Here is a 25,663-nt window from a genome sequence, read left to right as displayed (position 1 = left end):
GGGAGGAGGATGCTGTGCTCGCGCGGGACTTCAAATCCTTCTTCGAGACATCGAAGCGTAACGGTATCATCCTGTCGTTCGGCGGCGACATCTCGGAGAACGTGCTGTTTTCCCTCGGCGAAGTCCTGAAGCTTCGGATGATCCAGGGTGAGACGGACGCGACCATCGCCAAGCGGGTGTTCTCGATCTTCGTCGAGCAGGCCCAGAACATCATTCGTTACTCGGCCGACAAGCTCCCCGGGGACAAGGCGTCCTGCGGCATGATCAGTGCCGGGATGATCGTGGTCGGCGTCGAGAACGCGCGCTTCTTCGTCGTGTGCGGCAACGAGGTCCCCAAGGCCGATGCCGCCGTTCTGCATGAGCGATTGGACCACATTGCCGGCATGTCCAGCGAAGAACTCAAGCGTTTTTACCGCGAGAAGCTGCGCCAGCCCCCCGACGAGGGCAGCCTCGGAGGGAGCATCGGCCTGATCGAGATCGCTCGCCGGTCGAGTGCTCCCGTCGAGTTCGATTTTCACGATCTCGGCGACGAGCGCAGTCTGTTCTGCCTCAAAGCCTATATCTGACGGCGCCCCGGCGATGGACCGCATTCAAATTCCGGCGACCGCCCGATCCCCCGAGGTGGATTTCGACTTCGCAGCCGGCCGTTTCAGGCTGAGTGGCGAATCGTATCCGGAGGATGCCGCAGCCTTCTTCGGCCCCCTGCTCCAGTCCCTGCGGTCCTACCTCGCCCTGTCGGGTCCGGAACCGATCGTGTTCGAGGTCGCCCTCGTCTATTTCAACAGTTCCAGCGCCAAGGGACTGATGAACCTGTTCATGCCCCTCGAGGCCGCCGCCGGCGAAGGCCGTGGCGTCACCATCCGCTGGCTCTACGCCGAGGGCGACGAGACCATCGCCGAGGCCGGGGAGGATTTCGCCTCCGACTTTTCCCATGCACGTTTCGATCTCGTCGAGACCTCGCAGGCGGGGAACTGACACGGATGAAGGTCAAGCCCGGGGTCGTTCCGCCAACCGACCATCCCCCCGTCGTCGGCGACGCGTTCAGTCTGTACGATACCGAGGAAGCGGTCCTGGGGAAGACCGATGGGATGCTGGCGGGGCTCGCGCAGGTCGCGGGCGGCGTCCAGCAACTCGCCGAAGCCTACCGGCGCAGTTATCGCGAGCAGCGCCGCCTCGTGAGGATGAGCGACCGGATGCAGCTCGACCTGCAGAAGGCGAATCACCGCCTCGCCGAGCAGCAACGCGACCTGCAGGCCCTCAACGAGGCGCTGTCCGGCGAGATCGAGCATCGGACCCGGCTCGAAGCGAAGCTGAGGCATCTGGCCGATACCGACGACCTCACCGGCGCGGTGAGCCGTCGCCGTTTCATGGAGATCAGCCAGCGTGAATGGCTGCGATACGAGCGCGACCGGATTCCCGCCTGCCTCCTCATGGCGGATCTCGACCGGTTCAAGCGCCTCAACGACGAGTTCGGCCACGCCGCCGGAGACGCGGCCCTCGCCAGTTTCGTCGAGACCTGCCGGAGGCGCCTGCGCAAGGTGGACGTGATCGGCCGCATGGGCGGCGAGGAATTCGCGATCCTGCTCACCGAGATCGGGGCCGATGCCGGGCTCACGGTGGCCGAAGACATCTGCCGCCTCGTCGGGGAAACCGGCGTGGCGTGGCCCGGAGGACCGCTGGCGCTCTCCGTCAGCATCGGCATCGCCGCCATCGAGGGAACCGAGACCTTCGAGCAGACCCTGGGCCGGGCCGATGCCGCGCTCTATGCGGCCAAACATGCCGGACGGGGCTGTGTCCGCCCGTCCCGCGGCCCTTCTGCAGACGGACCGCCGCCGCCATGACGTTCGATCCTGCGGCCGAGACGGCATCGCCCGCCGTCGCCTCCCCCACCCGCAAGCGCTCCTTGAGGGGAGGCGGTCCCCTGCGCGGCGACGACTTCCTGGAACTGGCCGGTTTCACCGACGTGTCGACATCCGCGCCCGGTACGATGCGGCCGGGCGCCCTGCGCGGTTCGGCCCGCGGGCGCGACCTCGACAGTCTGGCGCACACCCTGTTCCTGCGGATCTACCCGGTGATCGCCATCGTGGTGCTGGCGACGCAGGTCGGCATCGCCTGGGTGAACTACAACGACAGTCTCAGGCTCTATACCGAACGGGCGAACCTTCTCGTCGCCCTCACCGCCCAGGCCATCGCCCGACCCGATTGGAGCGAGCGGCCGGACGTCTACACGACCCAGGTCCAGGCGCTGACCCTCGATCCGGCGTTCCGCTTCGTCCGTGCCTGGAACGCGGAGGGCGGCCTGGTGATGTCCATCGGCGAGATGCCGGGGGGACGCGGCATCGAGCTCATCCGCGCCTCCACCGCCATCACCCTGGCGGGCCAGGCGAAGCCCGTGGGAAGCCTGACGCTGGGACTTTCCACCGAAGCCCTGCGCGCCAATGCCGAGAAGCAGGCGCTCCTGGCGGTCGGGGCGAGCCTGGTGCTGATGCTGGCCTTCGTGCTGACCCTGCATGCCAACGTGCGCAAGCACGTCCTCGCCCCCCTGAAGCGCCTGCTGCTCGCCATGCGCGAGGTCGAGCACAAGCGCTGGTCGACGGTGGCGTTCGACGGCGCCATACGGGCCAGCAACGAGATCGACGTGATCTCCTCGGCCTTCAACCGCATGGTGGAGGGCCTGCGCGCCGGCGACGAGGCGAAGCAGCTCCTCGCCGACCTCGAACTCGCTCATGCCAAGCTCGCCGACGCCAACCACCAGGTCATGGAGAGCATCGGCTACGCCCGTCGCATCCAGACCTCCGTCCTGCCCGACCGGATGGCACTGGCCGGTGCGGGACTCGATGTCGCCGTGCTGTGGGAGCCGCTGCATCAGGTCGGCGGCGACTATTTCTGGCTGGAACGCCTCGGTGACGTCAGCATCATCGTCGTGGCCGATTGCACCGGCCACGGCGTACCGGGCGCGTTCATCACGCTCATCGTCGCCACCGCCCTCGACCGCGTGCTGCACGAGCGCGGCCTGCGCTCGCCGGCCGAGATCCTGACGGTCCTCGACGAGATGGTCCGCGCGCAGCTGCGCCAGGACGGGCGCGGTTCGGATTCCGATGACGGGCTCGATTGCGGCCTGTGCATCTGGGACCCGGAGGCACGGCGCCTGACTTTCGCCGGCGCCGGCCTGTCGCTCACCACCGTCACGGATGCGGGGGTGACCCGGATCAGGGGGGCCAAGCGGGGACTCGGTTATCCGCGCCAGGGGAGCGAGAGCTTCAGCACCGGGAACGTCACCCTGGACGTGGCGCCGGGCGACACCTTCTACCTGATGACCGACGGCATCACCGACCAGATGGGTATCCACGGTACGCAGCGTCGATTGCTCGGGTATCGCGGCGTCGCGGAGATCCTCCTGCGCACCCGCGGGGAGGAACTCGGCCGGCAGATCGGGACACTGGAAACCGAGCTCGCCGCCTATCGCGGCTCCGAGACACCCCGGGACGACATGACCCTGGTCGCGTTCCGCCCGAAACGACAGGCGTGACCCACCGCTCCGTGACCGAAACGATCGTCGCCCGGTGCGCTGGCACACGCTAAGCCCCATGACAATTCGGCACTATCTACGCCTGCCATTCGAGAGATCGCATCGCAACGCCTCAACCTTGCCGTCATGATGGACGAAGAGAGCTGGTATTCGGGGCGCGATCTTGGTTTGCCTCTGCTGCGTTTCTATACATTCGAAAAGTCGAGATCGATCATGACACGCTTCCTTGCCGCGTCCGTCTGTCTGGGCCTGCTTGTCGCCATGCCCGTCCAGGCGCAGCCCTCCACCACGGCGCAGCAGCCGGCCCCCAAGCGCATGACCACCGCCATGGGTGTGACGAAGCCGCCGACCTCCACCTTCAACCGGGCCTCGACCGAAGGCGACATGCTCAAGGCGCAGAAGGTCTCCGCCGCCCGCGACAAGGCCTGGGACCGGAAGATGCGGACAACGATGGGTTCGATCTGCCTCGGCTGCTGAAATCCGAGCCCGCGAGGCTCGGTCGATGATCCGGTTCGAAGGCGTCTCCCGCCGCTTTGCCGGCGCGGATCGACCGGCCGTCGACGGGATCGACCTCGACATCGCGGAAGGCACGACCTGCGTCCTCATCGGCCCTTCCGGTTGTGGCAAATCCACCACCCTGCGCATGGTCAACCGGCTCGTGGAACCGGATGCCGGGCGCATTCTCCTCGACGGACGCGACGTGGCGGGGGTCGATCCGGTGCGGCTGCGCCGCGGCATCGGCTATGTCCTGCAGGGTATCGGCCTGTTCCCCCACCGGACCGTCGCCGAGAACGTCGCCACCGTGCCAAAGCTGTCGGGCTGGTCCCGCGCCCGGATCGCGGATCGCGTGGACGAGATGCTCGCCCTCGTCGGCCTCGATCCGCGGGACTACCGCGACCGGAGGCCGGACGAACTCTCCGGCGGTCAGCGCCAGCGCGTCGGCGTCGCCCGCGCGCTCGCGGCTGACCCGGCCGTCCTCCTCATGGACGAGCCCTTCGGAGCCGTGGATCCGGTAGCGCGTAGCCGGCTACAAAGCGAGATCGGCGAGATACTTCGCCGGCTCAATAAGACCGTCATCATCGTCACCCACGATATCGACGAGGCGATGCGGATGGGGGATCGCGTCGTGCTGATGCGCGAGGGCCGGATCGTCCAGGCCGACACGCCGGACCGCCTCCTGATCGCCCCCGCCGACGCCTTCGTGGAGAGCTTCGTCGGCGAGGACCGTGCTCTGCGGCGTCTCGCGCTGACGCAAGCGGGTGTCGTCGCGGTTCCCGGTGAGGCCGCGGATGCGCCGTCCGTCACGGCCGAGACATCGCTGAAGGACGCCCTGGCGCTGCTTCTCTCCACTGGCGCCGATCACCTCGCGGTGACAGGGAACGGTGCCCCCGCCATTCTGACTCTCACCGCGATCCGGGAAACCGCATCGCGGCGGACCTGATCGCGCGTTCGTCAAGGCCGAGCGCATCGAGGGAGGATAACCCCCCTCACTCCGCCGCGTCGGAGACCCGGAACGTCTCGATTCCCTGCCGCTCCGGGTTGATGGCCGCCAGCGCGCGCTTGGCCGTCTCCAGCGGATGCTCGGCTTCGATCCGCACCGAGGTCAGGTCCGGGCTCTTATAGACGGTGACGATGGTGTCCATCACCTCGGTGAGCGTGGTGCGCTTGTCCTCCGGGGCGGCGATGAGGAGTTGCAGCCCCCAGGCTTGATAGAGGTCCACCAGGGCCTGCGAGTTGCGCACGTCGAGTTTGGAGAAGGCCTCGTCGAGGAGACAGAGGCCCAGACCGGGATTCTCGTCGCCGGGCCGGTCGCCGGGGTAATAGGCTGAGGCGAGCGAGGCGGCGATGGCCACGTAGAACGGCGCCTGCGCCTCGCCGCCCGAGCCGCGCAGGGCCCGGTTCGACATGGTGGTGCGGTTGCCCGCCTTGTCGCGCATGCCGATCTCGTAGACGAAATAGTTGCGGTAATCGGCGAGCCGCGCCGCGCTCTCGTCCCCGGCGATCAGGGCGGTGATCTCCTCGATGGCGGCGGCGAGCGGCCCCGAAGGCGCTTCCTCGCCTTCCCCCGGCAGAATCGCCTGCGCCGCGTCGGCCGAGCGAGCCACCTCTGTGGCGAGGGCATGCACGGCGGCGTAGCGGCGGTCGACGGTCGCCTCGAACGCGTAGGTCTGGCCGGTGAAGGTCTGGGTGGAGAGGCGTTCGTTCAGGGCGTCGAGGCGGGTGCGGACCCGCTCGAACTTGTCGGCGAGGCGCGTCAGCAGGTCCTCGGTCATGAGGCGGCGCATCTCGCCCTCTGCCCGCACCGCCTGGTCGCGATAGCGCCGCAACTCGTGGCCCGCGACCTCGTCATGGGCGCGGGCGACCCAAGAGAAACCGAAGGAGGCCGGGGCGTCGCCGTTGCCGAGCGGGTTCTCGATCCGCCATTGCACGCAATATTCGGCGAGATCGCGCTCGGCGGCACGGCCTTGCGTGCGCGCCGTCTCCATCGCCTCGCGGGCGGCGCCGCGCGCCGCATTGGCCAAAGCCGCCAGTTCCTTGGATTCGAGGCCTGCGGCGTCGGCCCGGGCCTTCGCCACCGCCAGCGGATCGAACCCGCCCGGCCGGACGAGTCGGATGCGGACGGAATCACCGGCGATCCAGCGTGCATGGGCGCTGCGCCTTGCCTGGAGCGCGCCGCGTATCGCCTCCCGCGCGGTGGCGACCTTCGCCTTCAGCCCCGCTTCCTCGCCGAGCAGCGCGTCGCGCTTGGGCTCCAGAACTTGGACCAGCTCCGTGAGATAGGCCGAGCGCTCCTTGGCAAGCTCCTTGAGCTCGGCCTCCAGCGCGCCGGTATCGGCCTTCTCCACCGCCTCGCGCTCGGTGGTGAGGCTGCGCCGGCGCCCTTCCATGGCGTCGGCCTCCTGGCGCAGAGAGACGATGTCGAGATTCGCTTCCGCGAGGCGGACCCGCAGCATGGCGGCGATGCGGGCGGCCTCGCGCAGCACGCCCGCCTCACCGCGCAGGCGCCGCGCCTCGGCCACCGCGCGCTCCAGGTTCTGCCGTCCCTCGGCCGTGGGGCCGCGGCTGCCCCGCGTCATCATCAACTGGACCGGCCGCACCACGGAATAGGCCATGCCCGAGGTGGAGCGGCCGCTCGGCGCCACGGCGCGGCTCATATGGGCGAGGGCCGCGTCGTTGGGGGCGAGATCGTAGCCCCCGAGACGCGCGGCGAGGAAGGCCTGGGCGTGAGGATCGCGGGTCTCGATCAGCGAGATCGGCCCCTCGTCGTCGCGCCCGCCCCGGCGCCGCGCGGTGTCAGTGGTCTTGACCAGCAGGCAGCGGTAGAACTGGCTCTTGCGGGCCTCGAGATGGGCGAAGGCTTCGTTGAGCCTGTCCGGCTCCACCACCAGGGCCTCACGGGCGCCGCCGAGCAGACCCTCCAGGGCCGGCCCCCATTTCGGATCGGTGATCTCGGCGAGCTCGCAGATCGGCGTGGCCTCGATCCCCAGCCGGGCCAGCTCGTCGCGAAAGCCCGCCGTGTCGGAGGAGAGGCGGGCGCCGCCCGTTCGCCCGGTGCCGATCTCGGCCGAGAGGGCCTGCGCCTCCTTCTCCTGGGCCCGGGCGCGCAGGGCCATATCCTCGGCGGCGGTGTCGAGGGGGGTGGCGATGTCGGGCAGGGCCGCGAGCATCTCGATCAACCCGCCGAGGGGGCCGTCGATGCGCAGGGATTCCTCCGGGGGCGCCTCGCGGCGCAGGCCGGAGCGCGAGCACGCGGCCACGATCCTGGCGGCGTCGGGATCGATCCGCTGAATCTCGGAGAACAGGGTGTTGAGCTTGCCCGCCTCCTGCACCATCCCCACGAGGTCGGCGACGCGGGCGGAGAGGTCGCGCTTGTCGCGCGCCAGCATGGCGAGGCCGGCATTGGAGGCGGCGAGCCGCCCCTCGCCCTGGCTCCCGGCGAGCATCGCCTTCTTGCCGGCGATCTCCCCGTCGATCTCGCGCACGAACCCCTGGCTGGTGGCCACACTCTCGCGGGCGATGCGCAGGCGCTCGGCTACCTCGCCGAGCCTGGAGCGGGCGGTCGCGTAATCGAGGATGCGCCGGCGCAGATCGGCGCCAGCGGCGCGCAGATCGTCGAGGGTGGCCGAGAGGCTGGCCTCGGCCCAGGTCTCGTAGCGCTTCAGGATGCGCCCGAGATGCGTGAGTCGGCGCTCCAACTCCTCGATCGTCTCCAGCAGGCGGCGCCAGTTCTCCACCGACTGGCGGATGCGGGCGACGTCCAGGGGCTCCGGTTCGAGCACGAAGGAGCGCACGAAGGCGGAGGAATCGAAGATCGGCTTGAACGCCACGGCGTTGGAGAAGGTGCGCAGGAAATGCCGTGGCTCCGGACTCGACGCCCCCTCGCGCATCAGCGCCAGCAATTCGGCGGTGAAGCGCTCGCCCGACGAGCGGAATTCCTCGAACCGGTCGGCCTGGATGCGCAGGTCCTTGGCGATCTCCGGCCAGGGCGCGACGAAGCTGCCCTCCGCGGTCTCGCGGACGTAATCGGCGATCTCGAAGCGATGGCCGACCGCGATGAAGCGCGACAGCGTGGTCTCGCGGCTGTCCTCGGCACGGGCCGCCAAAGCGAGGCCCACCGAGACGACGCGGCCGGTGGTCTCGTTCTCGAAGACCAGAACGATCAGTGTCTCGCAGGCCTCGCGGGTCGGGCGTCCGCCCTCGGCCGGGTCGCTGATCCAGCCGAGGCAATAATCGCGGACCGTGCGGGCGCTGCGCCCCGAGGCGGAGGCGTTGAGGGCGAGGCGGCTGGCATTGTTTCCGGCCAGCACCGTTCCAACGGCATCGAAGATCGTCGATTTGCCGGCGCCCGTCGGCCCCACCAGGGCAGCCGCCCCCCGGATGCGGATCTGCTCGCGCCGGATCAGGTACCAGTTGGAGAGGACGATGTCGGTGAGGCGGTACACCGGTCGGGCGGCTCCCTGCGGGGCGTGTCGGTCGCCCGGCATGGACGCCGTCGGCTCGCGATGCAAGTCGGGTGGCAGCGTCACCTCCTATAGGGGCGGGAGGGTCCGTCCCCGCACCGCAATGTTTTCATGTGAAATCTTTTATTAAGCAGTCCCGATCCCGACCGAAGGCCGACATCGGCGCGTTCGCCGGCACCGGTGACCCGCTGTCAGCCGTCGTCGTCGAGGCGCGCCGCGGCCCAGGCGCGGACCTGTTCCATCCAGGCATCGGGCGAGAGCACGGCGATGCCCGGTAGCAGCATCAGCGGCGTGATCTTCTCGGCCTTGTCGCGTTCGCCCAAGCGCAGGGCACCCTTGCGGGCGAAGAGGCGGAGGATTTCGGTGAGGCGCGCCTCCTCCGGCGCCTCGCTCCGGGCGGCGGTGCGGATCGATTCGGCAATGTCGTCGGTGGTGCATTCGACCACGCCGTCGGTGGTGACGCGGTGCGCGCGCAGCCCCTCCTCGTAGGCGAGACGCAGGGCGAGAAGGACGAGGGTCTCGTCCTTGCGTAGGCGTTCGGCCTGGCCGTCGTGGCGCACCCCGTCCGGGGGCACGCGCAGGAACACCATCTGGTCGCGGGGCGAAACCTCGAACCCGTATCCGAGGCAGGCGAAGTAGCTCTTGAAGAAGGGAGCGTAGTGCCGGGCAAGCTCGTAGGAGCGCCCGATGCCGGGGGTATCGGAATAGATGCACTGGCTCTTGAGCAGCACCTGGAGCGCCCGCGTCAGATCCTCCCCGGAGGGCGCGCGCGTCCCCGGAGGCGGAGGCTCGTCGCCGTCGACGATGGCGCGGAAGGCCTCGATCATCCCGACAATCCATGAAGCGTTGAGGCGGAACACCCGTCCCGCCGTGGCGCCTCGTTACCCGGATCGCGGTCCTTTCACAAAGGCCCGGCGTTCATGCCGCCTGCTGAGTCGCCTTGAACAGCGAGAGGCATTGGGTGTCGCGGTGCATGCTCAGGATCGAGGCGCGGTCGATGGACGGATTCTCGGCGAGCACGCGCTGGACCTCCGCCACGACCCGGTCGTAGCGGGAGGGGTCGAAGTTCCGTTCCAGCGGACTGACGGCGATATAGGTCTCGACCACGAGCACGCGCTCGGATCTCTCCTTGCCCACCTCGACCGCGATCCAGGCGGACTTGATCAAGCATTTCCCGGATGTCATCGGCGTATCTCCCGGTATTCCCGCATCTTCGGCGGGCCTTCGGCAAGCATGATCCCCCTTCCAGCGTCTGCCAAGTCCGAAAACATCAATGTGATCAGGCGGCGGTCCAAGATCGTCACCGATTGTGACCCGATGCGGAGTTCGTCCCCGCTCAGGCGCCGCGTGGGCGAACCGATGCCGGGCGGACTGCCGGGTTTCGGCGCTCCACCAGGAAGTCCGGGCAGTCGAGCCAGCCGTTGGAGACGCGGCCCGCGACCCGCGAGAGGCGGTAGCGCGTGGTCAGGATGCCGTCGAACAGCACGTCGATCTCGCGCAGGCGCTGGAACACCACGAACTCGTCCACATCCGCCACCACGATCTCGGAACCCCGGACGGCGGGGCTCGCCCCGAGCTTGCGCTCGACGAAGGCGATGACGCGCTCCGGCGTCACCATCACCCGCTGGCGGAAGGCGTCCTTGGCCAGGATGAAGGCCTCGATGGCAGGGTCGAGATGGATCTCCGGCAGCGGCTCGGACAGGATCGCCGCGCGCCGCATGCGGGGGGTGTAGAGATGCGGCTCGCCGATGGGCGGACGCAGGAGCGAGACCTCGGCGAAGGGACCGGTCTCCGACCATTCGGCGGCGCCCACCGCCCGCAACGCCGCGGCGGTACGCTCGATCCGGTCGGAATCGCGATGGTCGGTGTAGCGCAGGGCCGCCGCGATCCGGCGCTCCAGGCGTGCCACGATGTCGGCCACGGCGTCGAGATGCCGGTCGAGCCCCTCGAAGATCGAGAGGATTTCGGCGAGATCCGCCCGCACCGCCCGCTCGGCCAGGGACAGGTCCTGTGCCCTCCCTTCGCGCAGCCCCGCTTCGGCGAGAGCCCGCAGGGTGAGGTCGTCGCGCAGGGCGCGGCCCGCCTCGCGGACGATGCCGGAGCGGAAGCGGAACGGGTTCAGGCGCGTGTGCAGGGTGCGGTAGTCGCTGACGAGATGGCGCGCGACGAACTCCTCGAAATAGAGGCGGAACGCGACGCCCTGGTCTTCCTCGCGCAGGATCCGCTCCTCGATCTTGCGCATCGAGCCGGCGAGGCTGCGCAGATGTCCGAGGAAGGCGCGCGAGGCCTTGGCCGCATTGACCAGGGCCTCCGAACGTTCGGCCGGGTTGGCCACCGCGCTCTCCAGGCTACCCAGTACCTCCAGTACCGCGCCGCCATAGGAGCGGGTCTCGCCCCGGTCGAGACGGGCGAGTTCCTCGATGACGAGGCGGGCATCCGGATCGAAATCGACCACCGGCACGTAGCGCTCGCGCCGTTCCACCAGCCAGCCGGCGTCGAGAAGCCGCCGGTAGACCGCCGAGCGTCGCTCCACCGGATCGACCGGCGTGGCCTCGTCGTCGGCGATCTCGCCCTGGGACCAGTCGGCGGAGAAATCACCGATGGAGGCGAGCAGCTCGCTCTTGCGCAGGGGTTCGGTGGTCTCGGCGAACACCCTGGCATGCAGATGCAGCAGCAGCGCCGCGTTGAAGGCCCGGCTCGGCGAGGCAAGCGGCTTGAACAGATCGTCGGGGAGGCGGGTGAACAGCATGGCGGCGCTGGTGAGGACAGCCAGTGCAACGGGCCGGAGTCAATCGACCGGCCGTAACGGACTGTGTGCCGAGCGCACCCTACCCTTGCAGCATCGGCCCGTCTGAAAACCAGGTACCGGCCATTCGGGCCGACGTACTACAGCCCGCGGCAGCGCGTCCGGATGATGCCGGAGAAATCCTTCTCCGAGGTCTGCACCTCGGCGAGCTTGGCGGCGCGCTCGGCCCCCGACAGGCAGCGGCCGTAGACGCTGGCGACCCGGCGCATGGTCTCCACGTGGCGGCGCCAGACCCGGCAGCGGTTGGCATCGTCGCCATCCGCCTGCTCGAGCTGGTCGATGGCCTGACGCTGCATCGAGTTGGCCACGAGCACGTCGCGGGCGCAGGTCACGTCGGCCCGCGCCGGCGTGAGCGACAGGACGAGCCCCGCGATCGCGGCCGGCGCCCACTTCGCCTTCACGTCCATCGGGATCATGCCGCCTCGGATTTCGTAGGCTGGGTCAGGAGCGCATAGAGTGCGCTGGCGTCCCTCGCGGCCCGGATCCGGTCGAGAACGCCCGGCTCGCGCAGGAGACGCGCCACCTGGGCCAGCGCCTTGAGATGCTCCGCGCCCGCGCCCTCCGGGGCGAGGAGGAGAAAGGCGATGTCGATCGGCTGACCGTCGAGGGATTCGAAATCCACCGGCTTTTCCAGCCGTGCCACGAGGCCGAACAGCCGGTCGAGGCCCGGAAGCTTGCCGTGGGGAATGGCGACGCCGTCGCCGATGCCCGTGGAGCCGAGGCGCTCGCGCTGCAGGAGAGTCTCGAACACCTCACGCTCGTCCAGAGCGGGAAGCTGGCGCACCGCATGGGTGCTCAATTCCTGGAGGATCTGCTTCTTCGCGCGAGCGCGCAGAGAGGTCACCACGGAATCCGGACTCAGGAATTCCAGAATCGGCATAAAGGACCATCGCCCCATCGGCGGCGACCCACCGGCCCCCGCTCGTCTACATTAGCGCTGCGGATGCGTGGTCCCCACGCATCCCGAGGCGGCCGATGGTCGGCACGCGGCCGGCAGAGCGCGTTAAGCTGCCGCCTCCGGCGGATCCACCCAACCGATCGCTCCGTCACTGCGGCGGTATACGACGTTGATGCGGCCGGTACCAGCGTGAACGAACACGATGACCGGTGCCCCCGTGAGATCGAGGGCGGTGACCGCCTCGCTCACCGAGTGGCGCTTGAGCGCCCTGGTGCTCTCGGCGACCACGGGCGGATGCGCCCCCTCGTCCTCGGCGAGATCGTCGTCGATCACATCCTCTTCCGCGTCGCTCGGCGCGGCGAAGACGGCGTAGGCCGCCTGGACGGTGGCGCCCTCATGCAGGGCGGCGCCATGATCCTTGAGCCGGTGCTTGTAGCGCCTCAGGCGCTTCTCGAGCTTGTCCGCCGTCTGCTCGAAGCTCGAATGCGCGTCGTGCGAAGCGGCGGACGCTTCGAGCGTCAGGCCCGAGACGAGGTGAAGCACACAATCGGTACGGTAGGCCGTCCCATCCCGTCGAAGCGTCACATGGCCGGAACAGGTGCCGTTCATGTGGCTGTCGAGATATTTCGACAAGGTGGCGGCCATTCGCTCTTCGACACGCCCGCGAAGGGCTTCGCCGAGGTCCAGGCCGTGGCCTGTGACGCGCAATGACCCCATGTATCCTCCGGTTTTGTTGCGTTCGGGAGGCAAGTAAAGGAGCCCCGGGAGGAGAAGTCAACGGAATGGCGAACCGGCATTGCACGGGAGTCGACAGGCGGGAGAGCCTGAAGCTTTCCCCGGCGGGCAGACGTCATCCGCAGAACGCGGCAGCCCTCAGCGGGCGTAGGCGAAATGCTCGCGGCGGCGCTCGATGGACGAGGGGATGCGCAGGGATTCCCGATATTTCGCCACGGTGCGGCGGGCGATGTCGATGCCCTCGTCGCGGAGCTTTTGCACCAGGGCGTCGTCCGAGAGCACGTCGCCGGTCGCCTCGCCGTCCACGAGCTGCTTGATGCGGTGGCGCACCGCCTCGGAGGAATGCGAAGCCGTGCCCGCCGCCCCCGGAATGGCGGCGGTGAAGAAGTATTTCATCTCCAGGGTGCCCCGGCTGGTGCCGATGGATTTGTTGGAGGTGACCCGCGACACGGTGGATTCGTGCATGCCGATGGCCTCGGCGACCGTCTTGAGGTTGAGGGGGCGCAGATGCGCCACGCCGTTCACGAAGAAGGCGTCCTGCTGGCGGACGATCTCCGAGGCGACCTTGAGGATGGTGCGCGCCCGCTGCTCCAGGCTGCGGGTGAGCCAGTTGGCGGTCTGCAGGCATTCGGACAGGAACGCCTTGTCGCCCTCGGCCGCCGCCCCGCGCGAGACGCGGGCATAGTAGCTCTGGTTCACCAGAACGCGCGGCAGCGCCTCGGCATTGAGCTCCACCAGCCAGGAGCCGTCGGAGGCCGCCCGGACGAACACGTCGGGGATCAGCACCTCCACGGCGCGCGAGCCGAAGGCCCGCCCGGGCTTCGGGTCGAGGCGGCGCAGTTCGGCCAGCATGTCGACGAGATCCTCGTCATCGACGCCGCAGAGCCGGCGCAGGCTCGGGAAGTCGCGCTTGGCCACGAGGTCGAGGCGGGAGACCAGGGCCTGCATCGCCGGATCGAACCGGTCACGCTCGCGCAGCTGCAGGCTCAGACATTCGGCGAGATCGCGGGCGGCGATACCCGGCGGGTCGAAGGTCTGGATCAGCTTGAGCACCCGCGCCACGGAATCGAGGCTGGCGCCGAGGCGCTCGGCCACCTCGTCGATGGACTCGCGCATGTAGCCGGCATCGTCCACCGCATCGATGAGGAAGCCGGCGATCAGCCTGTCGCCGGCATCGCGGGTGGCGAGGTCGAGTTGCGCGCTGAGATGCTCGCGCAGGGAGACTTCCGAGGTCAGGGTCGCCTCGAAATCCGGCGCCTCGCCATCGAAGCTGCCGCCAGTATTGCCGTAGGGCGCCGGAGTCAGGGTGAGCATGTCGCCCGAGGCAGCCTCGCGGGCATGGCTCGGATTCTCATCGGAGAAGACGTTGTCGAGACGGGTGTCGAGGACGCTTTCCATTTCGGCGCTGCTGGCCGTGAGTTCGGTCGACATCCAGTTGTCGGGCTCGGCCGAGTCGAACTCGCCATCCCCGTCGCCCGCGGCCTCCGGGGCCACCTCGCCGTTCGCGCGTTCACCGTCCGGCTCGCCCTCGACGCGCTCCAGGAGCGGATTGCGCTCCAGTTCGGCATCCACATAGGTGGCGAGATCAATCTGGGAGAGCTGAAGGAGCTTGATCGCCTGGAGAAGCTGTGGCGTCATCACCAGGGCTTGGCCCTGACGCATTTCCAGTCGCTGCAGCAAGCTCATGGTGTTGCCCCGACGCCTTCAGGTGAGCCCAGCCGAAGGCGCGCACAAAACCCTACGCCGCTCGGCATGAATGTTGCTTCTTTTTATCTTCGCCTAGGTCTATCGCCATCTTGCGCCGCCGTCAAAGCGCGATGCGCGCGATTTCCACCGCGATGCTGCGGCGCACCATCGGGCGCGGCGCAGCCGGGGTTGGACGGACGCAGCTCATGCTCGCGCAACTGTCTCGTACCAAAGAGAAATTAAATTCCCCCTCCGCTGGCATGCGCGGACGACCAGCCTAAAGACATGCACAAAACGCATGCATCTTTTGGTCGCCATGTAATGTGGTGAGAAATTGGGCAGCAGAGGATGTGGGCAGCACGGGCGGGCGCGTGATTCGCGGATTCGGATCGGGCCGGTGGCCTAAACAGGTTTCGCAGAAGTGGCCTCCGGTTCTGCGATAAAAACCTGCGAGACATCAAAGAGCTAAGCAGCGTGAAGCGTTGGCGCGCCAACGCGAACCTGCTTAGAGCCGGAACCCCTCGCCGAGATAGAGACGCCGTGCATCCTCGTTGGCGACGATCTCCTCCGGCGTGCCCTCGGTGAGGATGCGGCCGGAATGGGCGATATAGGCGCGGTCGATGAGGCCGAGGGTCTCCCGGACGTTGTGATCGGTGATGAGCACGCCGATGCCGCGCTGCTTCAGGTGCTTCACCAGATCTTGGATGTCGCCCACCGCGATGGGGTCGATGCCGGCGAAGGGTTCGTCGAGGAGCATGAAGCTCGGCGATGTCGCCAGGGCACGGGCGATCTCGCAGCGACGCCGCTCGCCGCCCGACAGCGCGATCGAAGGCGCCTTGCGCAGACGCGCGATATCGAATTCCTCGAGCAGCGAATCGAGCTTGCGCTCGCGCTCCTTACGGCTGGGCTCCACCACTTCGAGCACGGCGCGGATGTTGTCCTCCACGGACAGGCCGCGAAAGATCGAGGCTTCCTGCGGCAGGTAGCCGATGCCGAGGCGCGCACGCTGATACATCGGCAGGTGGGTGATCGGCAGTCCGTCGAGACTGATCGAGCCGCGATCCGCCGAGACGAGGCCGGTGATCATGTAGAAGATCGTGGTCTTGCCCGCGCCGTTGGGGCCGAGCAGGCCCACGGCCTCGCCGTTGCGCACGGTCAATCCGGCCTCGTGCACCACCGTGCGCGCGCCGTAGCTCTTGCGCAGCCCTTCCACGTGGAGAATGCCCGGACCGCCGCCACTCTCGGACAGGCCAGCCTCACCACCCGCCGCCCGCCCCTTGCCGCGGCGAAAGAGGCGCGACAGGAGGGAGGGCGCGCGCACGGCTCCCGCAGGAGCCGCATCGCCGATCCGGGAGCTGATCGGGTCTGGCGCAGGGGCCACCGGCAGGGCGGAGGTCAATTGGCCTGCGCTCTCGGCTTTGCGGCCGGCTTCTCCGCGCCGGCCTCGGAAGGTTTCGGCGCGGGCTTGCCCGCGGCACTCGCCGGCTGGGCGCACCCCTTGGCCCCACCCTTGGCGGCCTCTTCCTTCTGCGGCACGAACATCGCCGAGACGCGGCCGCCGGCCACCGGGTCCATGTTCGCCCGGCCGGTATTCATGTCGTAGACGAGGCGACTGCCCCGGGTGACGTTCTGGCACTGGCTCAGCACGACGTTGCCGGTGAGCACGATGCGCTTGGCCTCCTGGTCGAACACGGCGTTGTCGCCGGTGGCGACCTGGTCGTTCTGCACCACGGTGACGGGGCCGGCGCATTCCACCTTCTGGATGCCGTTCTCCGCCATGCCGGCCGGCGATTTGGCACCATCGGCGGCTGGCACGGGCGCCCCCGGCTTGGCATCCTTGCCGCGCTTGTAATGCACCGTCATCGTCGAGCAGCGGATGGTGCTGTCGCCCTGCACAGCCACGACGTTGCCGGCGAAGATCGCCTTGTTCTCGCGGTCGAACACGTCGAGCCGGTCCGCGTCGATCTTGACCGGTTCCTTGCCCCCGCTGGCGCCGAAGGTGCTCCCCGGCGCGGTCGGCTTGGTCGCCTTCGCGGCGGGCGCCGGAGACGTGCCGGACGGAATCTGCGCCATCGCGCTCCCTGCCGCGAGGAGGCTGCAGAGGGCGAGGGTAGAGATCAGCGCGGAACGGCTCATCGGCGTGCCTCCCCATCCTGCGGCTCGGCGGCGGAGGTGAGGATGCGCGGCGATTTCACATCGGGCTTGGTCTCGGATCCGGCGGTCTCGGCTTTGTCCGATCCGTGGAACACCGCATGGACATTGCCGACGAAGGAGATGACGCGACCGTTATCGACCATGTCGAGACCGTCGGAGGCCACCGTCCCTGTGGGAAGCGTCACGGCGACGGCCTGGTCGGACTTCACCGTACCGGCCTTGAAGTCGATGGCGGCGGTCAGGAGGCGGATGTCCTCGCCCTTGTCGGTCCACAACTTGATGTCGCGTTCGAGGGACAGGGTCTCACGTGCCGAATCGAACAGACCCGAGGCGGCCTCCATATGGGCGAGCCCGCCCGAATCGTCGGTGACGAGATGGCCCTTCATGGCCTGGAGTTCGATCAGCGTGGGCTTGCGCACGTCCTGGAAGGCGGCCGTGGCGATGACCTCGTAGCCCCGGTTGTCCTTCCGGAAACCGGAGAGGCGCGGGTTCTCCATCTTCACCTTGGTCCCCGACAGGGTGACCGGCCCCATGGTGACGGCCGGCAGGGCGCTGCCGAACGGGTTGAACAGCGTCACCACGGCGAGGGCGACGACCGCGGCTCCGGCCGAGAGGGGAATGAGACGACGCAGGTAGCGCACCTGCGTGCTGTGGTTGCGAGCCCGCGCATGGGCACGGTGACGGCGCGCATCCGCGCCCGATCCCGTCGTCCCTGTCGCGTCGATGGCGTCGACCCCGTGCATGGTGATGATCCGAGCCGCTCCGCCTGACCGATCCGATGGGACACCGGCAGGTTGCGCCCCGCAACATGCCACGTCTCGCCCATGATGTACTGAACCGTGGGAACCCGCTTACCCCATGGTCCAGCGCCGGATGCGCGCGGCCGATGGCGAAGTTGTGGCCGTACCGGAACCTTATGACCGGAGCATTGAGGAATCATCAACCGGACGGGATCGCAGCGACACGATCGATGTGCGCCGCCGCACCGTCCCCCGCGTGCCCGCCTGCGGCATGCGCGTCCCCGATCAGGTGTGGGCGAAGATGTCGGTCTCGGCCCAGCCTTCGAGATCGAGGAGGGAGCGGGTGGGCAGGAACTCGAAACAGCGCCGCGCGAGATCCGTGCGTCCCTCACGGTCGAGCATCGCGTCGAGGCGGGCGCGCGCCGCATGCAGATGCAGCACGTCGGAGGCGGCATAGTCCACCTGCGCCTGGCTCAGCGATTCGGCGCCCCAATCGGAGGATTGCTGCTGCTTCGACAGGTCGACGCCCACGAGTTCGCGGACCACGTCCTTGAGGCCGTGCCGGTCGGTATAGGTGCGGGCGAGCTTGGAGGCGACCTTGGTGCAATAGACCGGCCCCGGCATCACGCCGAAGGCCTTGTAGAGCACGGCGAGGTCGAACCGGGCGAAATGGAAGATCTTGGTCACCGACGGATCGGCCAGCACGCCCTTGAGCATGTCGGGCGGACTCGATCCGGGGACGATCTGCACCACGTCGGCACTGCCGTCGCCGCGCGAGATCTGGACGACGCAGAGACGGTCCCGATGCGGATTGAGACCCAGCGTCTCGGTGTCGATGGCGATGGCGGTGCCCGGCACGTAATCGGCCGGGAGATCACCGCGATGGACGCGGATGATGGGCTGGGGAGGCATCTGGCTTGTGTCTTCCGGCGGGAACCGAGGTCTCCGGCCGCGTAACACCGTGCCCCCCGGCGAACAACCCGGCACCGGACCGGCGCCGGGTTGCCCGAGCGGAAGGGTTACTTCTGCTTGGCGATGACTTTGTCCTTGATCCCGTCATAGACGCCCTGAGTGAGGATCTTCTTCGACACGAGCTGATCCTTGCCGTGATAGGGGCGGCCCTTGACGATCGCGGCCGAGCGCGCCGCACCGATGCCGGGCAGAGCCTCGAGTTCGGCGGGCGAGGCGCTGTTCAGATCGATGAGATCGGTCTTGGCCGCCGGCGCGACGGGAGCGGCGGGCTTGTCCGCCGTCGGCTTGGCCGGGGCGGCCGGAGCCGTGGGCGCCTTCGGTGCGACGGTGGGAGGAGTGGAGGTCGAGGGGCTCGGCGCCTGGGCGAGGGCGGGAGCCGCCGCGAGGCAGCCCAGCACGGCCAGGGTGCGGAGTAGAGATGTAGTCATGCGAGATGAAGTCACGGCAATCTCCCGAGATGCGGCGGCGCAGTCTTCGTTGAGGCGTCTCCGTATTCGCAGGTAGGACACGACGGTTGAACCGGCGCTTAACGAGACTTCACGGCCTCGCGAGCCCCGCCGCGAACCGGGGCCGGCTGCCCCTTCGTGGATCGATCCGCCATTTTCGGAAGTCCGGCCTCGGGCGGCTCTAGCCAGACGGCCGATCTGCCGCTATACAGCCGCCATCGAATCTCCGTTTGAACACGGTGCCGAGGTTGCCTCTTCCCTCGCGGGGCGGCGCCCGTGCACCCTTTTTGTCGTAGCAGGACTACCCCATGGCCGTTCCGAAGCGAAAGACCTCCCCCTCGCGGCGCGGCATGCGCCGGTCCGCCGACGCCCTCAAGGCCCCGACCTATGTCGCCGACAAGGATTCGGGCGAGCTGCGTCGTCCCCACCACATCGATCTGAAGACCGGCATGTATCGCGGTCGCCAGGTCCTCAAGGTGAAGTCGGCCGAGGCCTGATCCTACGCGTCGTCGACGGTCCCGCCAGGGACCGGAACGAGACGATGTCTGCGAGAGCCGCCTTCGGGCGGTTTTTTGCGTTATCCGCCTCGACGGATCAGGCGCGGCGCCTGTTCGTCCCGATCCGCGTGGTCTCGGCGTAACGCGCCGTGGCCGAGCGCATGCGCTCTGTCCGAGAGGCGCGCATGGTCGGCTCGCAGCTGACGAGAAGTTGGGTCAGGAACTCTGCGCTCGGCCTGCCATAGGCGTCACTCGCCTTGCGGGCCACCGTTTCACCGCCATCGACGACCACGAGCGTCCGCGCCGTGTCGCGGTCCCCCTCGGGGACGGCGCGTCCCGTTATGGTACGCTTTCCCGTGCCGGTTTGTGCCACCTGCTGCCCTTCCGCCTGTTACTGGCGGAAAAGCGCAATGGGTGGGCCGATGTTAACGGTTCGTCAGCACTCTCTCAGGACGCGGTCGGAGGACCCGTCGCAGATGTCGCCGGCCTACTTCTTGGCGAGGTCTTCCAGGCGATTGCGCATTTCCGCCATCTGCCGCTTCAACTCGTCGAGGTCGCTATCGGGCGCAGCCACCGGGGTCGCAGGCTGGGACGGCGTCGGCGCGGACGCGGAGGACTTCATGCCGGAGAGCGGCCCGGTGCCGAAGGTCGTGAACATCTTCATGGCATCGCCGAAGAAGCTCATGTTGGCCCGCACCTGCTCCTCCATGGCGCTCTGGAACACCTTGGGGGCGAAGCTCTGGTTCATCTTCTCGCGCAGGCCGTCTTGGTCGCGGGCGAAATTGGCCATGGAGAATTCGAGAAAGCTCGGCACCATCGTCCGCATGCTGTCGCCGTAGAAGCGGATGAGCTGGCGCAGGAAGGCCACCGGCAGCAGATTGTCGTCGCCGGCCTTGTTCTCCTGCTCGAAGATGATCTGCGTGAGCACGGAGCGGGTGATGTCGTCGCCCGAGCGGGCGTCGTAGACGAGGAAATCCTCGCCGTTCTGGACCATCGTCGAGAGGTCCTCGAGCGTGACGTAGGTCGAGGTTCCGGTATGATACAGTCGCCGGTTCGCGTATTTCTTGATGACGGTCTGCTGAGACTTACCGTTGTCCGCCATCCTCGTGGCCTTTCCCGACACGTTCATTCCAGCGCCCAATCCCTTCGAGGCCCGATGCGCCGTCCGGGTATCATTCGTATTTGCGCGTGAGCAGACCTTAAGGCTTTCGCCCGCTGACGAAAACAGCAATTTGACCCCGATCCCCGCAGAATAGTGCCACACGCCGCGCGGCGCCTCCGGTGACAAACGCCGGCCGGTCACTCGCCGACCTTCCGCACGCGCTTGACTTCACCCTGCCCAGCGCTTTCATCGCCTGAGTTGGCCTCAAGCGCGCATGCCCATCAGAGGGCTTCAACGTCGCGCCGGCCCTCAAGAGGAGAACGTCAATGGCAGCGGAAGACATCGTCATCGTCGGAGCGGCGCGGACCGCAGTGGGTTCGTTCGGAGGTGCCTTCAACACCGTCCCGGCCCATGAACTCGGCGCCGTCGCCATCAAGGCCGCCCTGGAGCGTGCCGGCGTCTCTCCCGACGATGTGGACGAAGTGATCTTCGGTCAGGTCCTCACCGCCGGCGCCGGCCAGAACCCGGCCCGCCAGGCCGCCATCAAGGCCGGTATCCCGGAGAAGGCCACCGCCTGGGGCGTCAATCAGGTCTGCGGCTCGGGCCTGCGCACGGTCGCTCTCGGCATGCAGCAGATCGCCAATGGCGACGCCACGGTCATCGTGGCCGGCGGCCAGGAATCGATGTCGCTCTCCCCCCACGCGCAGTACCTGCGCGGCGGCCAGAAGATGGGCGACGTGAAGCTCGTCGACACCATGATCAAGGACGGCCTGTGGGACGCCTTCAACGGCTACCACATGGGCACGACTGCCGAGAACGTGGCCCAAGCCTTCCAGCTCACCCGCGAGCAGCAGGACGAGTTCGCGACGAAGTCGCAGAACAAGGCCGAGGCCGCCCGCAAGGAAGGCCGCTTCAAGGACGAGATCGTCCCCGTCACCGTTCCGGGCCGCAAGGGCGACACCATCGTCGACACCGACGAGTACATCCGTGACGGCGCCACCATCGAGGCGATGGCCAAGCTCAAGCCCGCCTTCTCGAAGGACGGCACCGTGACGGCCGCCAACGCGTCCGGCCTCAACGACGGCGCTGCCGCCATCGTGCTCATGTCGGCCTCGGAAGCCGAGCGCCGGGGCATCACGCCGCTGGCCCGGATCGTGTCCTGGGCCACCGCCGGCGTCGATCCGAAGGTGATGGGCACGGGCCCGATCCCGGCCTCGCGCAAGGCGCTGGACAAGGCCGGCTGGAAGCCCTCCGACCTCGACCTGATCGAGGCCAACGAGGCCTTCGCCGCCCAGGCGCTGGCCGTGAACAAGGACATGGGTTGGGACACCGACAAGGTGAACGTCAATGGCGGCGCCATCGCCATCGGCCACCCGATCGGCGCGTCCGGCGCCCGCGTCCTCGTCACGCTGCTGCACGAGCTCAAGCGTCGTGACGGCAAGAAGGGCCTCGCCACCCTCTGCATCGGCGGCGGCATGGGCGTCGCCATGTGCATCGAGCGCGTCTGAAGCCCCATCGGGCTCGATTGAATACAGTATAATTTCTGCGCTCGTGACAGATCTTCAAGGATGCCCGCAAACATTGGGGACATCGTCTTGGAGAATTCTTGAGGACGCAGCAAATTTAAATGGCATGGGCGGGCGGAGCCGATTGAGCTAAGCCCGCCCGCGCCGAGAATCTGCAAGAAATTGCATGACGCACGCCATCGAACATCAAAGAAAATTGGAGGAAGCCATGGCTCAGGAACGCATTGCCCTCGTCACGGGTGGAACGCGCGGCATCGGTGCCGCGATCTCGACGGGTCTCAAGGCCAAGGGCTACAAGGTCGCCGCCAATTACGGCGGTAACGACGAGGCGGCCAACGCCTTCAAGGCCGAGACCGGCATCCCGGTCTTCAAGTTCGACGTCGGCGACGCCGCCGCCTGCGAGGCCGGCATCAAGGCCGTCGAGGCCGAACTCGGCCCGATCGACATCCTGGTGAACAATGCCGGCATCACCCGCGACGGCGCGTTCCACAAGATGACCTTCGAGAAGTGGCAGGCGGTCATCAAGACCAACCTCGACTCGATGTTCACGGTCACCCGCCCGGTGATCGAGGGAATGCGCGCCCGCAACTTCGGCCGCATCATCCTGATCTCGTCGATCAACGGCCAGAAGGGCCAGGCCGGCCAGACCAACTACTCGGCCGCCAAGGCCGGCGTGATCGGTTTCGCCAAGGCGCTGGCCCAGGAGAGCGCCTCGAAGGGCATCACCGTCAACGTGATCGCACCGGGCTACATCGCCACCGACATGGTGATGGCGGTGCCGGAGGACATCCGCAACAAGATCATCTCGACGATTCCCGTGGGCCGCCTCGGCGAGGCCGCCGAGATCGCCCGCGCGGTGGAATACCTCGCGGCGGAAGATTCGGGCTTCATCACCGGCTCGACCCTGACGATCAACGGCGCCCAGTACATCGCCTGACGCCTTCTTGCGTCATCGACGGGAAGAAGGCCTGCCCCGGCGACGGGGCAGGCCTTCTTCGTTTTCGCAGAGCGTCCTGATTCAGGGAGCCGAACGTCAGGGAGCCTTGGGCGCCGCGGCGGGCGTGGCCGCATCGGTGCGCTCGATCTTGGCGCTTTCACGCAGCTTCAGGATGAGGTCCTGCTGCGACTTGCGGGTGAGGTACTGGTCCACCTGCTCCTTCATCTCGGCGAAGGTCGGCACCGGCTTGGTGCGCCGCTCCTCGACCTTGATCACGTGCCAGCCGAACTGCGTCTTGATCGGGTCGGAGACCTGGCCGACCGGCAGCTTGAAGGCGGCCTCCGCGAAGGGGGCGACCATCCGCTCCTTGGTGAACCAGCCGAGATCGCCGCCCTCGGTCTTCGAGCCGGGATCCTTCGAGACCTCCGCCGCGATCTTGGAGAAGTCCTCGCCGCCCTTGATCCGGGCCGAGATTTTCTTGGCCTCCTCCTCGTTGTCGACGAGGATGTGGCGGGCATGCGCCTCTTCCTCGGGCTTCATCGTGGTGAGGGTCTGGTCGTAGAGCGCCTTGGCGGCCTCCGGCGTCACCGCCTTCTTGGCCTCACGCTCCAGGTATTCGTCGAGGAGGAGCTTGCTCTTGAAGTAAGCGAGCTTGCGCTGGAACTCGGGCGAGTCGCCGACCTTGGCCGCCTCGGCCGCCTGCGCGCCGACCTTGAGGTCGACCATGTAATCGATGAGCAGGTTCTTCTTCTGGGCCTCGTCGACACCGGGCAGCGAGAGCGCCGGGTCCTCGGCGGCGATGGCGAGGTCGCCCGCGGTGACCGGCGAGCCGTTCACTTTGGCCACAACCGTCTCGGGCGGCAGCGCCGGGGCGGCCGGGGCGGGAGCCGCAGCCGGGGCAGGCGTCTGCGCCAGGGCCCGCAGCGGCAAGGCCACGGAGGCGAAGGGCAGCGCAACGGCCAGCGCCAGGGCGCCCGAGCGCCGGAGAAGGAGAGGCGACGTCATCAATGGGGATTCCTCGAACAGGTGGATGCCGCGTCCACGAAGCTCTGTCCGGCCAGGTTGGAGACGTGGCAACAGCGAGCGGAGGGACGCCGTAGGCATCTGTGGGCGAGAAGTGGCGCGGGCAAGGGCGGAAGACAAGCGCATATGGGGTTTCGGGCGAATCCGTCCGATCACGATAAAGCGGTCTTAAGCCCGCATGCGCCATCCTTTCCGGGTTTCGTGGGAGAGCGGCATGCGGACCAGCGTCATCATCACCGCCGCTTGCCTCATTCTGTCCGCCTCGATCACGACGGCGCAGGCCCGCTTCAAGGGCGGACGCTCCATCTCCGTCTCCCGCCCGGCTCCCTCCGTCACTCCCGCCCGATCGGCCGCCCTGGGTGCCGGAATCGGCGCGTCGCGGCCCGTCCGCGCCATTGCGGTTGCGCCAGAGAATGATGCCACAGCGGGACACTCCGTGACCTTGCGCCCGGTCCTCCCGGTCCCCGCGCCGGCGGCGAAGGAGATCCGCACGGCCGCGTCATGGTGCGCCGACAAGCGCGTCGTCGGCACCGGCGCCGGTTTCTGCGAGATCAACTGACGCCTGTATGTCCAGCGGCCGGCAGGAAGCTTGACAGGCCCGCGACCGAAGATTTCTTGAGATCGCGCAGCAGGGCGTCGGGCCGCGTCAGCCTTCGCCAGTCATGGGGATACCGGTCCTTGTCTCTGCTCTCCAATCTTTTGGCGGCGCGGCCGGATCGCCGTCGGCCGCTTCGTATCGCCCTGGTGGGCTGGGGAGCCATCGCACGCCGCGTGACACACCTACTCGACGCTCGGGGCAGCGACGTCGTCCTGGCCGGCGTCGGGACGCGGGTGAGGCCCGATGAGGCGGACCTTCCCGCCTGGATCCCCTGGCTACCCGAACCGGCTGCCCTGGCCGGGGCCGAGCCCGACATGGTGATCGAAGCGGCCGGACGGGCGGCGGTCGAGCCCTGGGGCCTCATGGCGCTCCGGCACGCCGAGAGCTTCGCCGTCTCGTCGACCAGCGCCTTCTGCGAGGCCGGTCTTCTCGACAGGCTCGTCGCCGCCGCGGAGGCGCAGGGAAGCCAGATCCTCGTGCCGACCGGCGCACTCGCCGCCGTCGACGCCCTCGCGGCGGCCTCGATCCTGCCGTTGGACTCGGTGACGCATCGCATCGTCAAGCCGCCCGTGGCCTGGATCGGTACCCCGGCGGAAGAATGGATCGATCTCGATGGCCTGACGGAGGCCACGACCTTCTTCGAAGGGACGGCACGGGAGGCAGCCCGGCTGTTCCCGGCCAACGCCAATGTCGCGGTCATCACGGCGCTCGCCGGCATCGGCCTCGACAGGACGCGGATCGCCCTGGTGGCGGATCCCCGCGCCACCGGCAATGGACATCGCCTCCAGGCGACGGGCGCTTTCGGGACCCTCGACATGAGCATCGAGAATCAGGCCCTGCCGGCCAATCCGAAATCCTCGGAGCTCACGGCCCTGGCTCTGGTCCGCATCATCGAGAACCAAAGAGCCGCTTTGGCGCTTTAGCATTTCGACTGCCGTCCAAAGGCGACGACGGCGGACGCGGCCCCCTTGGCTTTCGGAGTTGAAGGCAGTCCGCCCTTTCGGATGCGTCCTACAATATTTACCTCTATAAGCCCGGCCAACTCACGCCTTC

27 protein-coding genes are annotated in these 25,663 nt (G+C 67.9%); 11 read left to right on the top strand and 16 right to left on the bottom strand.

Annotated features, from left to right (window positions below; genetic code table 11):
• The first annotated feature begins 14 nt into the window (after positions 1 to 14).
• From ASF34_RS08980 to ASF34_RS08955, 6 genes are all read left to right on the top strand, one after another.
• Complete coding sequence (locus ASF34_RS08980) at positions 15 to 566, top strand: SiaB family protein kinase (protein WP_018046037.1); 552 nt, start codon at positions 15 to 17, stop codon at positions 564 to 566.
• A 13-nt stretch (positions 567 to 579) separates the two neighbouring features.
• A complete protein-coding gene (locus ASF34_RS08975) occupies positions 580 to 975 on the top strand; it encodes a DUF1987 domain-containing protein (protein WP_018046036.1) in 396 nt (131 codons plus the stop codon).
• A 5-nt stretch (positions 976 to 980) separates the two neighbouring features.
• Positions 981 to 1,841, top strand: a complete 861-nt coding sequence (locus ASF34_RS08970) for a GGDEF domain-containing protein (protein ID WP_056160621.1) — start codon at positions 981 to 983, stop codon at positions 1,839 to 1,841.
• Entirely contained in the window at positions 1,838 to 3,529 is a 1,692-nt protein-coding gene (locus tag ASF34_RS08965; protein WP_056160619.1) for a SpoIIE family protein phosphatase, read from the top strand. Before ASF34_RS08970 ends, ASF34_RS08965 begins: the two co-directional genes overlap by 4 nt.
• 213 nt (positions 3,530 to 3,742) lie before the next feature.
• Entirely contained in the window at positions 3,743 to 4,006 is a 264-nt protein-coding gene (locus ASF34_RS08960) for a hypothetical protein (protein ID WP_043765043.1), read from the top strand.
• Between the two features lie 25 nt (positions 4,007 to 4,031).
• Positions 4,032 to 4,970: an ABC transporter ATP-binding protein gene (locus ASF34_RS08955; protein WP_056160615.1), complete on the top strand. Its 939-nt coding sequence runs from the start codon at positions 4,032 to 4,034 to the stop codon at positions 4,968 to 4,970.
• 46 nt (positions 4,971 to 5,016) lie between these two features.
• Here ASF34_RS08955 and ASF34_RS08950 read toward each other — a convergent pair whose 3' ends face one another.
• From ASF34_RS08950 to ASF34_RS08890, 13 genes are all read right to left on the bottom strand, one after another.
• A complete protein-coding gene (locus ASF34_RS08950; RefSeq protein WP_056160613.1) occupies positions 5,017 to 8,472 on the bottom strand; it encodes an SbcC/MukB-like Walker B domain-containing protein in 3,456 nt (1,151 codons plus the stop codon).
• 209 nt (positions 8,473 to 8,681) lie between these two features.
• A complete protein-coding gene (locus ASF34_RS08945) occupies positions 8,682 to 9,317 on the bottom strand; it encodes a DUF4194 domain-containing protein (protein ID WP_056160611.1) in 636 nt (211 codons plus the stop codon).
• 91 nt (positions 9,318 to 9,408) lie between these two features.
• The gene (locus tag ASF34_RS08940; protein ID WP_018046029.1) at positions 9,409 to 9,675 is read right to left on the bottom strand and encodes a hypothetical protein; all 267 of its coding nucleotides are present in this window, start codon (positions 9,673 to 9,675) and stop codon (positions 9,409 to 9,411) included.
• A gap of 151 nt (positions 9,676 to 9,826) precedes the next feature.
• Positions 9,827 to 11,239 carry a Wadjet anti-phage system protein JetA family protein gene (locus ASF34_RS08935; RefSeq protein WP_056160608.1) on the bottom strand — a complete coding sequence of 471 codons (1,413 nt, stop codon included), beginning with the start codon at positions 11,237 to 11,239 and terminating at the stop codon, positions 9,827 to 9,829.
• Positions 11,240 to 11,376: 137 nt separating this feature from the next.
• Positions 11,377 to 11,712 (bottom strand): hypothetical protein, encoded by a 336-nt coding sequence (locus ASF34_RS08930; protein ID WP_156465677.1) that lies wholly within the window; start codon positions 11,710 to 11,712, stop codon positions 11,377 to 11,379.
• Positions 11,709 to 12,176: a PTS IIA-like nitrogen regulatory protein PtsN gene (ptsN, locus tag ASF34_RS08925; protein WP_027171308.1), complete on the bottom strand. Its 468-nt coding sequence runs from the start codon at positions 12,174 to 12,176 to the stop codon at positions 11,709 to 11,711. Before ptsN ends, ASF34_RS08930 begins: the two co-directional genes overlap by 4 nt.
• A 123-nt stretch (positions 12,177 to 12,299) precedes the next feature.
• A complete protein-coding gene (hpf, locus tag ASF34_RS08920) occupies positions 12,300 to 12,911 on the bottom strand; it encodes a ribosome hibernation-promoting factor, HPF/YfiA family (protein WP_056160607.1) in 612 nt (203 codons plus the stop codon).
• Positions 12,912 to 13,067: 156 nt separating this feature from the next.
• Positions 13,068 to 14,615 (bottom strand): RNA polymerase factor sigma-54, encoded by a 1,548-nt coding sequence (gene rpoN / locus ASF34_RS08915; protein WP_026176325.1) that lies wholly within the window; start codon positions 14,613 to 14,615, stop codon positions 13,068 to 13,070.
• A 505-nt stretch (positions 14,616 to 15,120) separates the two neighbouring features.
• A complete protein-coding gene (gene lptB / locus ASF34_RS08910) occupies positions 15,121 to 15,918 on the bottom strand; it encodes an LPS export ABC transporter ATP-binding protein (RefSeq protein WP_373321342.1) in 798 nt (265 codons plus the stop codon).
• 92 nt (positions 15,919 to 16,010) lie between these two features.
• Positions 16,011 to 16,751, bottom strand: a complete 741-nt coding sequence (locus tag ASF34_RS08905; RefSeq protein ID WP_018046022.1) for an LptA/OstA family protein — start codon at positions 16,749 to 16,751, stop codon at positions 16,011 to 16,013.
• Positions 16,748 to 17,512, bottom strand: coding sequence for a hypothetical protein (locus ASF34_RS08900; protein ID WP_056160605.1), 765 nt, complete (start codon positions 17,510 to 17,512; stop codon positions 16,748 to 16,750). The genes ASF34_RS08905 and ASF34_RS08900 overlap by 4 nt, the downstream gene beginning before the upstream one ends.
• 282 nt (positions 17,513 to 17,794) lie before the next feature.
• Positions 17,795 to 18,421: a ribonuclease D gene (locus ASF34_RS08895; protein ID WP_018046020.1), complete on the bottom strand. Its 627-nt coding sequence runs from the start codon at positions 18,419 to 18,421 to the stop codon at positions 17,795 to 17,797.
• A gap of 107 nt (positions 18,422 to 18,528) precedes the next feature.
• Complete coding sequence (locus ASF34_RS08890) at positions 18,529 to 18,909, bottom strand: ComEA family DNA-binding protein (RefSeq protein WP_056143689.1); 381 nt, start codon at positions 18,907 to 18,909, stop codon at positions 18,529 to 18,531.
• Between the two features lie 326 nt (positions 18,910 to 19,235).
• Here ASF34_RS08890 and rpmF point away from each other — a divergent pair, with 326 nt between their 5' ends.
• Positions 19,236 to 19,424 carry a 50S ribosomal protein L32 gene (rpmF, locus tag ASF34_RS08885; protein ID WP_018046018.1) on the top strand — a complete coding sequence of 63 codons (189 nt, stop codon included), beginning with the start codon at positions 19,236 to 19,238 and terminating at the stop codon, positions 19,422 to 19,424.
• A 97-nt stretch (positions 19,425 to 19,521) separates the two neighbouring features.
• Here the strand turns inward: rpmF and ASF34_RS08880 are convergent, their stop codons facing one another.
• A complete protein-coding gene (locus ASF34_RS08880) occupies positions 19,522 to 19,797 on the bottom strand; it encodes a hypothetical protein (RefSeq protein ID WP_056160603.1) in 276 nt (91 codons plus the stop codon).
• A gap of 114 nt (positions 19,798 to 19,911) precedes the next feature.
• Positions 19,912 to 20,526: a polyhydroxyalkanoate synthesis repressor PhaR gene (phaR, locus tag ASF34_RS08875; RefSeq protein ID WP_056161148.1), complete on the bottom strand. Its 615-nt coding sequence runs from the start codon at positions 20,524 to 20,526 to the stop codon at positions 19,912 to 19,914.
• Between the two features lie 326 nt (positions 20,527 to 20,852).
• On the opposite strand from phaR, the gene ASF34_RS08870 reads away from it, so the two are divergent.
• Together ASF34_RS08870 and phbB are read left to right on the top strand one after the other, a co-directional pair.
• Positions 20,853 to 22,034, top strand: a complete 1,182-nt coding sequence (locus ASF34_RS08870; RefSeq protein WP_056143698.1) for an acetyl-CoA C-acetyltransferase — start codon at positions 20,853 to 20,855, stop codon at positions 22,032 to 22,034.
• A 226-nt stretch (positions 22,035 to 22,260) separates the two neighbouring features.
• Positions 22,261 to 22,989 (top strand): acetoacetyl-CoA reductase, encoded by a 729-nt coding sequence (gene phbB / locus ASF34_RS08865; RefSeq protein WP_026176322.1) that lies wholly within the window; start codon positions 22,261 to 22,263, stop codon positions 22,987 to 22,989.
• A 96-nt stretch (positions 22,990 to 23,085) separates the two neighbouring features.
• Here phbB and ASF34_RS08860 read toward each other — a convergent pair whose 3' ends face one another.
• The gene (locus ASF34_RS08860; protein WP_056160601.1) at positions 23,086 to 23,994 is read right to left on the bottom strand and encodes a peptidylprolyl isomerase; all 909 of its coding nucleotides are present in this window, start codon (positions 23,992 to 23,994) and stop codon (positions 23,086 to 23,088) included.
• Positions 23,995 to 24,226: 232 nt separating this feature from the next.
• On the opposite strand from ASF34_RS08860, the gene ASF34_RS08855 reads away from it, so the two are divergent.
• Together ASF34_RS08855 and ASF34_RS08850 are read left to right on the top strand one after the other, a co-directional pair.
• Entirely contained in the window at positions 24,227 to 24,571 is a 345-nt protein-coding gene (locus ASF34_RS08855; protein ID WP_156465676.1) for a hypothetical protein, read from the top strand.
• A gap of 119 nt (positions 24,572 to 24,690) precedes the next feature.
• Positions 24,691 to 25,533: an aspartate dehydrogenase gene (locus tag ASF34_RS08850; protein ID WP_244478947.1), complete on the top strand. Its 843-nt coding sequence runs from the start codon at positions 24,691 to 24,693 to the stop codon at positions 25,531 to 25,533.
• Positions 25,534 to 25,663 lie beyond the last annotated feature (130 nt).

Origin of the sequence: Methylobacterium sp. Leaf106 (assembly GCF_001422895.1) — a bacterium.
GTDB classification, from domain to species: Bacteria; Pseudomonadota; Alphaproteobacteria; order Rhizobiales; family Beijerinckiaceae; genus Methylobacterium; species Methylobacterium bullatum.
Note: the sequence above shows the minus strand (reverse complement) of the source record. Positions and strands in the feature narration are given on the sequence as shown.